The sequence below is a fragment of the Streptomyces sp. SID5643 genome, from assembly GCF_009872555.1.
In the GTDB taxonomy this organism is placed as follows: Bacteria; Actinomycetota; Actinomycetes; order Streptomycetales; family Streptomycetaceae; genus Streptomyces; species Streptomyces iakyrus.
In genome coordinates, this window is sequence record NZ_WWIC01000348.1 from 38,528 (window position 1) to 46,916 (window position 8,389).

Annotated in this window: 7 protein-coding genes; 5 read left to right on the forward strand and 2 right to left on the reverse strand. The window is 70.9% G+C overall.

Annotated features, from left to right (window positions below; genetic code table 11):
- The first annotated feature begins 86 nt into the window (after nucleotides 1-86).
- From GTY56_RS36940 to GTY56_RS36955, 4 genes are all read left to right on the forward strand, one after another.
- Nucleotides 87-1,073 (forward strand): glycosyltransferase, encoded by a 987-nt coding sequence (locus tag GTY56_RS36940; RefSeq protein ID WP_161369631.1) that lies wholly within the window; start codon nucleotides 87-89, stop codon nucleotides 1,071-1,073.
- Entirely contained in the window at nucleotides 1,073-2,404 is a 1,332-nt protein-coding gene (locus GTY56_RS36945; protein ID WP_161369632.1) for an alpha-2,8-polysialyltransferase family protein, read from the forward strand. Before GTY56_RS36940 ends, GTY56_RS36945 begins: the two co-directional genes overlap by 1 nt.
- Before the next feature lie 184 nt (nucleotides 2,405-2,588).
- Nucleotides 2,589-3,743 carry an acyltransferase family protein gene (locus tag GTY56_RS36950; RefSeq protein ID WP_161369633.1) on the forward strand — a complete coding sequence of 385 codons (1,155 nt, stop codon included), beginning with the start codon at nucleotides 2,589-2,591 and terminating at the stop codon, nucleotides 3,741-3,743.
- A gap of 64 nt (nucleotides 3,744-3,807) precedes the next feature.
- Entirely contained in the window at nucleotides 3,808-4,728 is a 921-nt protein-coding gene (locus tag GTY56_RS36955) for a class I SAM-dependent methyltransferase (RefSeq protein WP_161369634.1), read from the forward strand.
- A gap of 66 nt (nucleotides 4,729-4,794) precedes the next feature.
- Here the strand turns inward: GTY56_RS36955 and leuE are convergent, their stop codons facing one another.
- A complete protein-coding gene (leuE, locus tag GTY56_RS36960) occupies nucleotides 4,795-5,442 on the reverse strand; it encodes a leucine efflux protein LeuE (RefSeq protein WP_161369635.1) in 648 nt (215 codons plus the stop codon).
- 46 nt (nucleotides 5,443-5,488) lie between these two features.
- Complete coding sequence (locus GTY56_RS36965; RefSeq protein WP_161369636.1) at nucleotides 5,489-7,069, reverse strand: acyl-CoA mutase large subunit family protein; 1,581 nt, start codon at nucleotides 7,067-7,069, stop codon at nucleotides 5,489-5,491.
- A 139-nt stretch (nucleotides 7,070-7,208) separates the two neighbouring features.
- On the opposite strand from GTY56_RS36965, the gene GTY56_RS36970 reads away from it, so the two are divergent.
- Complete coding sequence (locus tag GTY56_RS36970; RefSeq protein WP_161369637.1) at nucleotides 7,209-8,057, forward strand: L,D-transpeptidase family protein; 849 nt, start codon at nucleotides 7,209-7,211, stop codon at nucleotides 8,055-8,057.
- Nucleotides 8,058-8,389: the final 332 nt, after the last annotated feature.

An 8,389-nucleotide genomic window follows, 5' to 3' on the forward strand; every position in this document is an offset into this window, starting at 1 on the left:
GGGTGCACCGTTCTGACACATGGAGTTCACCCGGTGTACCTTCATCGGAAAGTTCCACTGCCGGGCGGGCTCCTAACGTTTTGCGGGTGCCTAAGCTTTCCGTGATCGTGCCGTTCTACAACGTGCAGCAATATGCCCCGGACACCCTCAGAAGCCTTCGGTTGAACGCCGACCGTGATTTCGAGTTCATCCTGGTCGACGACCATTCGAAGGACGGAACTCCGGCCATTCTCGAACGAGCGGCCGAGGAGCTTTCGGATGTCGCCCAGGTGCGGTACATCCGCCACGAGCAGAACGGTGGGCTCGCCACCGCCCGCAACACCGGCCTGGACGCGGCGCAGGGCGAGTACCTGACGTTCCTGGACGGCGACGACTGGCTGGCCCCCGGCTACTTCACCGAACTGGTGTCCGCGATGGACGAGTTGGGGTGCGACTTCGTGCGCACCGACCATGTGCAGGCCACCGCCCGGGCCCGTTCCGTGAGCAGGGTGCCGATCGGCAGGCGCTGGGAGGTGTTCAGCCCGCGCGAGGCGATCCTGCCCGCCCATCGCTCGACCTCGGTCGACTACGCCTACGCCTGGGCCGGCGCCTACCACCGCCGCCTGGTGGACCAGGGCCTGCTCCACTTCACCGACGGGCTGCGCACGGCCGAGGACCGGCCGTGGATCTGGAAGCTGCACCGCGAGGCGGAGTCGTTCGCCGTGGTGAGCCTGCTGGGCGTGTTCTACCGGCGCGGGGTCGCCTCGTCCCTGACCCAGATCGGCGACGTCCGCCAGCTCGACTTCATCCGCGCCTTCGACCAGGTGATCGAGGAGACGGCCGCGGACCGCGATGCCGACCGGCTGCTGCCGAAGGCGGTACGCACCTACTGCGCGATCATCGCCCACCACCTCTCCAACGAGGAGAGGTTCGAACCGGCCGTGGCCAGGCAGCTGCGGTCGATGAGCGCGGCTGCCATCAGGCGCATGCCGCAGGACGCGCTCGCCGACGCACTGGAGGCCATGGACATGGACCGCTCGTCCAAGCTGCGGCGGCTGCGGCGCCGGGTCACCACGACGGGAGCGGCCGCCTGATGCCCGGGACCACTCAGATCTTCTGCGCCTCGACGCTGTACGGCGTCGCCACCCTGGCCGCCGCGATCGACTCGGGCCTCTTCGAGGAGCCGGACCGCCGGGTGCTGCTGGTGTTCAACAACGTCACGACCCCGGAGACCACTCCGGCCCTCGACGAGATGCCGGGGTTCGCCCCGCTGCGCGAGCACTTCGACGAGGTGCTGTCCTGGAACGAGGCCATCCGCCCCTTCCACCCCGGGGCCTGGGCGCCGCGCTCCGACGACATCCCCCTCTTCGAGCGCTACCTGCGGCTGCTGTGGGGCCTCGGCGACGACCGGGTGAGCCTGGTGCTGGAGTCGATCCAGGTACCGCCCGCCCTGACGCTGGCCCAGCTGTTCACCGACGCGCCCATCGACGTCTACGCCGACGGCCTGATGAGCTACGGCCCCACGCGCAACAAGCTCGACCCGCTGGTCGGCACGCGCGTGCGGCGGCTGCTGCACCTGGATCTGGTGCCGGGGCTCACGCCGGTGCTGCTCACGGAGTTCGGCGTGCCGGCGCACCTGGTGCCGACGCCCGCGTTCCTGAAGGTGCTCGGCGAGGTCACCGAGACCGTGCCCGAACTGCCGGACGTGCCCGGTGACTCGGCGCTGCTGCTCGGCCAGTACCTGTCCGCGCTGAACGTCCTCTCCCCCGAGGAGGAAGAGGACCTGCACGTGCGGATGATGCGGGGCGCGGTCGCCCGCGGCCACCGCACGGTCGTCTTCAAGCCCCACCCGAGCGCACCGGCCCGCTACAGCCGTGTCCTGGAGACCGAGGCCGAGAAGCTCGGTGTGGACCTCACGGTCCTGGACACGCCGGTGCTCGCCGAGGTGCTGTTCGACCGGTCCCGGCCCGCGCTGGTCGTCGGCTGCTTCTCGACCGCGCTGTTCACGGCCTCGGCGTTCTACGACCTGCCGGCCGCGCGCATCGGCACCGAGCTGCTGCTGGAGCGGCTGACGCCGTATCAGAACAGCAACCGGGTGCCGACCGCCCTGGCGGACGCGCTGCTGCCCGACCTGGAGAACGACACGGACGGTGACCTCCTGGCGGCCGAGCGGCTGCCCGCCCTCGTCACGGCCCTCGGGTTCACCATGCAGCCGCAGATCTACCCTGAGCTGCGTCCGCAGGCCGAGCAGTTCCTCGCCCGGCATCTCGGGCCGCGCACCCGGCGCTACTTCAAGAAGCGCCGCCTGACCGCGCTCGGGCTGCCCGGCGGCATCCCGCAGCGGCTGGCGTTCCTGCCGCGCAATGCCACCGCACGCCAGGTGGTACGGCGGGCCAGAGCCCTGCGCAAGGCGGTACGCCGCTGAGCTCTCCGGAGCCGGTCCCGCCCGGCGTCCCGTCCCCCGGCGACATCCGGATGAACCCATGGAGACCGGCGGGCGAACCCTGTCGCCATCGAACGCAGTTGCGTCAACTCTCGTCCTAGGGTGACAGGCGCCCGCCACAGGCGGCTCAGGCAGAGGACATACGAGCCACACAGAGGTTTCCAGCGTGACCGAGACGGTCGTCAGCCCCCGCAAGCCCCAGACCGGTGTCACCGTGCCGGTCGACCCACCGGGCGCCACGACCGTCCCGCGGCGCAGAAGGGATTCCGGCGGCCGGCTGCGCGCCCTCGACGGACTGCGGCTGGTGGCCGCGCTGATGGTGGCGCTGTACCACTACGGCGGGCGCGGCGGTGAGGTCGCCGAGGCGTGGGGCACCTCGCCCCGGGACCAGTTCCCCACCCTGCACTCGCTGTTCGCCTACGGCTGCCTCGGCGTCCAGGTCTTCTTCGTGATCAGCGGGTTCGTGATCTGCATGAGCGGCTGGGGCCGGCCCCTGACGTCGTTCTTCGCCTCCCGCGCCTCCCGGCTGCTGCCCGCCTACTGGGTGGCGGTGCTCATCGTCACGGCGGTGTTCGCGCTGCCGGTGGTGGCCTACAAGGCCGTCTCGCCCAGCGACGCCCTGGTCAACCTGACCATGCTCCAGATGCCGCTCGGCGTGGACCGGGTGCTCGGGGTGTGCTGGACGCTGTGGGCGGAGGTCCGCTTCTACGCCCTGTTCGCCCTGTGCGTCGTGCTGCCCGGAGCGAACCGCCGCAGGGTGATCATGTTCTGCGCGGGCTGGACGCTGGCGGCGGTGATCGCGGAGAACGCGCAGATGCCGCTGCTCGACATCGTCCTGATGCCCGAGTACGCGCCCTTCTTCATCGGCGGTGTCGGCCTCTACCTGGTGCACCGCGACCGGCGGGACGTCTACGGGTGGGCCATCGTCGCCGTCAGCTGGCTGATCGGCCAGCACTACGCGGTGCAGGGGCTGTGGCACGCGCCCGACCCTGAGGCCTTCTCCTACCGCTCCTCGTTCGGGATCATCGCCGTCGTGACGTTCGGCTTCGTGGCGGTCGCCGCGATCGCGCTGGGCCTGCTGGGCCGCGTGAACTGGCGGTGGCTGACGGTCGCGGGCGCGCTGACGTACCCCTTCTACCTCGTCCACGAGCATCTCGGCTGGGTGGTGATCCACGCCCTGCACCGCGGTCTGGGGCTGGCCTCAGGGGTGACCTTCGCGCTGACGGTGGCGTCAATGCTGCTGCTGGCGTGGTTGCTGAACAAGTATGTGGAGAAGCCGCTGACGCCCCGGCTGCGGACGGCCCTGACGAAGACCCGCTGACCCTGTTCACGGGACGTTCAGCCGGCCGTCGATCGGGGCAACGCTCGGAGAGAAGGCTCGCCTCATGACCAACGCACAAGCGACCGACACGCCCCCCGGTGAACTCGCCGACGTCCCGGGCTGGTTCCCGCCACTGGACCAGACGCTGTTCACCTGGTTCCTCGAACAGCAGAAGAAGGCCGGCATAAGGGGCGACCTGCTGGAACTCGGCGTCTACATGGGCAAGAGCGCGATCCTCCTCGGCCACCACCTCCAGGACGGCGAACAGTTCACCGTCTGCGACCTGTTCGAGGGCGACGCCCCCGACGAGGCCAACAAGGCCGAGTCCTCGAAGTCGTACGCCTCGCTCACCCAGCAGGCGTTCGAGCGGAACTACCTCTCCTTCCACGACACCCTGCCGACGGTGATCACCGGCCCCAGCTCCCTGGTGGACGAGAAGGTGGCCCCGGACTCCTGCCGCTTCATCCACATCGACGCCTCGCACCTGTACGAGCACGTGTACGGCGACATCGGCGCGGCCCACGACATCCTGCTGCCCGAGGGCGTCGTGGTCCTGGACGACTTCCGGTCCGAACACACCCCGGGTGTCGCCGTCGCCGCCTGGGAGGCCGTCCTCAACCGGGGCCTGCGCCCGATCTGTCTCAGCACGCAGAAGCTGTACGCCACCTGGGGCGATCCGGAACCGCTCCAGGAGGAACTGCTGGAGATGCTGCGGCAGCGCTCGGACGTCGGGCTGAGCCTGCAGGAGGCGGCCGGGCACCGGCTGATCCGCACCCGCTCGCGGGGCATGAAGCCGCCGCCCTTCCCGCCCTCACGGCACTACGTGGAGCCCGTGGCCACGCCGGCCCCCGCTCCCCCGGTCGCCGAGTCGGCCGCGGCGCGCCCGGCCCGGCCCGCTCCTTCCCGGGCCCGCCGGCTCGCCAAGGACCTGCTGCCGCCCGTGATCACCCGCGCCGTGCGCCGGGCCCGCGCGAAACGGTCCTGACAGGTGCCCGCCTGAGCCGACGGGCCGAAGTCGGCCCTCGGGCGGGCGGGTTCGTCCAGGTCCGCCCTATGAACCGGCCAGCGACAGCTTCACGGCGAAGCCCAGGAAGAGCGCACCCGCCGCCGAGGTCGCCCCCGCCGACAGGCGTCTGCGGCGGCGGAAGGCGGCGGCCAGCCGGGTGCCGCCGAATATCAGCGCGCTGAGGTAGAGCACACTGGCGAGCTGCGCGAGGGCGCCGAGCACGACGAAGGACAGGGCGGGATAGGCGTATGCCGGATCCACGAACTGCACGAAGAAGGCGACGAAGAAGAGGATCGCCTTGGGATTGAGCAGGGAGACGACGAAGGCGCGGCGGAAGGGCCGCTCCTCGGCCGGCGCGGGTGCCTCGCCATCGGCGGTCCCCTCCCCGCGGGCCCGCCACATGCCCCACGCGGCTCGCAGCATGCCGACGGCCAGCCAGGTCAGGTATCCGGCCCCCGCGTACTTGACGACGGCGAACAGCACGGCGTTCGCCTGGAGCAGCGAGGCGACTCCGGCCGCGGAGAGGGTCATCAGCACCATGTCCCCGCACCAGACCCCGGCGGCGCCCCGGTACCCGGCGCGCACGCCGCGGCGGGCGGCCACGGACAGCACGTACAGCGAGTTGGGACCGGGCAGCAGGACGATCAGGACGAGGCCCGCCAGATAGGTGGGCAGATCAACGACGCCGAACATGTGCATGAGTGTCGCACGTGGGTCCGACACCCGGCCCTGCCATCGGTCAGAAGGCGTCCGACGGCACGTACGCCCCCCACACCTCGCGCAGGGCGTTGCAGACCTCGCCGACGGTGGCGCGGGCGCGCAGGGCCTCCTTCATGGGGTGCAGGACGTTGTCGTCGCCCTCGGCGGCCTTCTTCATCGCCGCCAGGGCCGCGTCCACGGCCGGCTGGTCGCGCTCCGCGCGCAGGCGGGCCAGGCCTGCGGCCTGCCGGGCCTCGATGGCGGGGTCGACACGCAGCGGCTCGTAGGGCTCTTCCTCGTCCAGCCGGAAGCGGTTGACGCCGACGACGACCCGCTCTCCGGAGTCGGTTTCCCGGGCGATGCGGTAGGCGTTGCGTTCGATCTCGTTCTTCTGGAAGCCGTGTTCGATGGCCTCGACGGCGCCGCCGAGTTCCTCGACCCTGTCCATCAGCGCCACGGCCGCGGCTTCGAGGCCGTCGGTCATGCTCTCGATGACGTAGGACCCGGCGAAGGGGTCGACGGTCGCGGTCACGTCGGTTTCGTGGGCCAGGACCTGCTGGGTGCGCAGCGCCAGCCGTGCCGACCTGTCGGTGGGCAGGGCGATGGCCTCGTCGAAGGAGTTGGTGTGCAGCGACTGCGTGCCGCCCAGCACAGCGGCCAGACCCTGCACGGCGACCCGGACCAGGTTCACCTCGGGCTGCTGGGCCGTCAGCTGCACCCCGGCCGTCTGGGTGTGGAAGCGCAGCATCAGCGACTTCGGATTCCGCGCCCCGAACTCCTCACGCATCACCCGCGCCCAGATGCGCCGCGCGGCACGGAACTTCGCGACCTCCTCCAGGATCGTGGTCCGTGCCACGAAGAAGAACGACAGCCGCGGGGCGAAATCGTCCACCTCCATGCCGGCGGCCACGGCGGTGCGCACATACTCGATGCCGTCGGCCAGGGTGAAGGCGATCTCCTGCGCGGGCGAGGCGCCCGCCTCGGCCATGTGGTACCCGGAGATCGAAATGGTGTTCCACTTCGGGATTTCTGCCCGGCAGTACCGGAAGATGTCCGCGATCAGCCGCAGCGACGGCTTCGGCGGGAAGATGTAGGTCCCCCGGGCGATGTACTCCTTCAGCACGTCGTTCTGGATCGTGCCCGTCAGCCGGTCCGCCGGGATGCCCTGCTCCTCGGCCACCAGCTGGTACAGAAGCAGCAGCAGGGCCGCCGGGGCGTTGATCGTCATCGACGTCGAGACCTGGTCGAGCGGGATCCCGCCGAACAGCACCCGCATGTCCTCGATCGAGTCGATGGCCACGCCCACCTTGCCGACCTCGCCGTGCGCGATCGGGGCGTCGGAGTCGTGGCCCATCTGGGTGGGCAGGTCGAAGGCGACCGACAGACCCGTCGTGCCGTGCGCGATCAGCTGCCGGTACCGGGCGTTGGACTCGGCGGCCGTACCGAACCCCGCGTACTGGCGCATCGTCCAGGGACGGCCCGTGTACATCGACGGGTACACACCGCGGGTGTACGGGAACTCCCCCGGCTCTCCGAGCTTCTCCGCCGGATCCCAGCCCTGGAGGGCCTGCGGCCCGTAGACCGGCTCGATGGGCAGGTGGGACTCCGACTCACGCGCCATGGTGGATTGCCTCCCGCTGAGAGTGACCTCCCTCACCACCATGCCCCTTGGTTCGCGGCCGGTCACGCCCGGGGAACATCTCAGGTGACATCCGGGCACACCGGTGAGACGAGCGGGGGGCCGTGTGCGTACCACGGGCATGGGGAGAGCGTTCGTAGCGGGACTCGTCGTGGTGGCCGCGCTGACCGGCTGCACGGTGCAGACGCCCGAGGGTGAGGGGAAGCGCCGCTCGCCGGTGCACATCGAGCTGCCCAGCGGCACCCCGTCCCCGGGCCGCACACCCGCCGGTGACGGCGGCAGGCCGGACCCCGGGCCGCGGCCGGACGACGACAAGCCCCGTACCGCCCCCGCCCCGCCCCGCGTGCTGTGGTCCCGCGGCGACACCGGCCGGGACGTCCGGGAGCTACAGGCCCGGCTGCGGCAGGTCGCCTGGCTGTTCGACGGGCCGACGGGCACCTACGACGGGCCGACGGAGCGGGCGGTGAGCGGCTTCCAGGGCAAGCGCGGGCTGCCGCGCACCGGGAAGGCCGACGCCGTCACCTGGCAGCGGCTGCTGCGCATGACGCGCGAGCCGGGCCGGTGGGACCTGTACCTGATGGGCGGCCAGCGGGCCGACCCGCCGGACGCGCGCTGCCGGGCCGGCCGGGTGCTCTGCATCGACAAGACCAGCAGGACGCTGCGCTGGATGGTCGACGGGCGGACCGTGTCGACGATGGCGGTCCGGTTCGGCTCGCGGGGCACGCCGACCCGCGAGGGCGTCTTCTCCGTCTACTGGAAGTCCCGCGACCACGTCTCGACGCTCTACGACTCGCCGATGCCCTACGCGATGTTCTTCAGCGGCGGCCAGGCCGTGCACTTCTCCGCGGACTTCGCCGCCCGGGGCTACGCGGGCGCGTCGCACGGCTGCGTCAACGTGCGGGACGAGACGGCGATCGCACAGCTGTTCGCGCAGGTCCGCAACGGCGACAAGGTCGTCGTGTCGTGGTGACGGCGGGGAGAGGGAGGATGGGGCGCGGGCGGGACCGGGGGAACGTGTCCCGCCCGCGCTCAGGTGCACGAGCCGTAGGTACGGGGGGAACCCCGGCTCTGTGCGACGGCCGATGACCAGTCGGCTCACTCATTACTGCGCCGGGGCGGCCGAAAACGTCACACCCTCGGCCGGGAGATTTTCAGCGGACGCGAAGTCCCAGGTCAGGACGTTGCGGGAACGCCCTTCTTCCCGGTCCGCCGATCTGCCTTCCGGTCGGCCTGCCGGTCGCTCTTCCGCTCGGCCTTGTCCTGCTTCCGGTCCTGCTTGCCGTCCTGCTTGCCGTCCTGCTT

Excerpts from the sequence above, each read along its gene's own strand:
- GTY56_RS36945 (WP_161369632.1), top strand. The coding sequence starts at position 1,073 with ATGCCCGGGACCACTCAGATCTTCTGCGCCTCGACGCTGTACGGCGTC.
- GTY56_RS36955 (WP_161369634.1), top strand. The coding sequence starts at position 3,808 with ATGACCAACGCACAAGCGACCGACACGCCCCCCGGTGAACTCGCCGAC.
- leuE (WP_161369635.1), bottom strand. The coding sequence starts at position 5,442 with ATGTTCGGCGTCGTTGATCTGCCCACCTATCTGGCGGGCCTCGTCCTG.
- GTY56_RS36965 (WP_161369636.1), bottom strand. The coding sequence starts at position 7,069 with ATGGCGCGTGAGTCGGAGTCCCACCTGCCCATCGAGCCGGTCTACGGG.
- GTY56_RS36970 (WP_161369637.1), top strand. The coding sequence starts at position 7,209 with ATGGGGAGAGCGTTCGTAGCGGGACTCGTCGTGGTGGCCGCGCTGACC.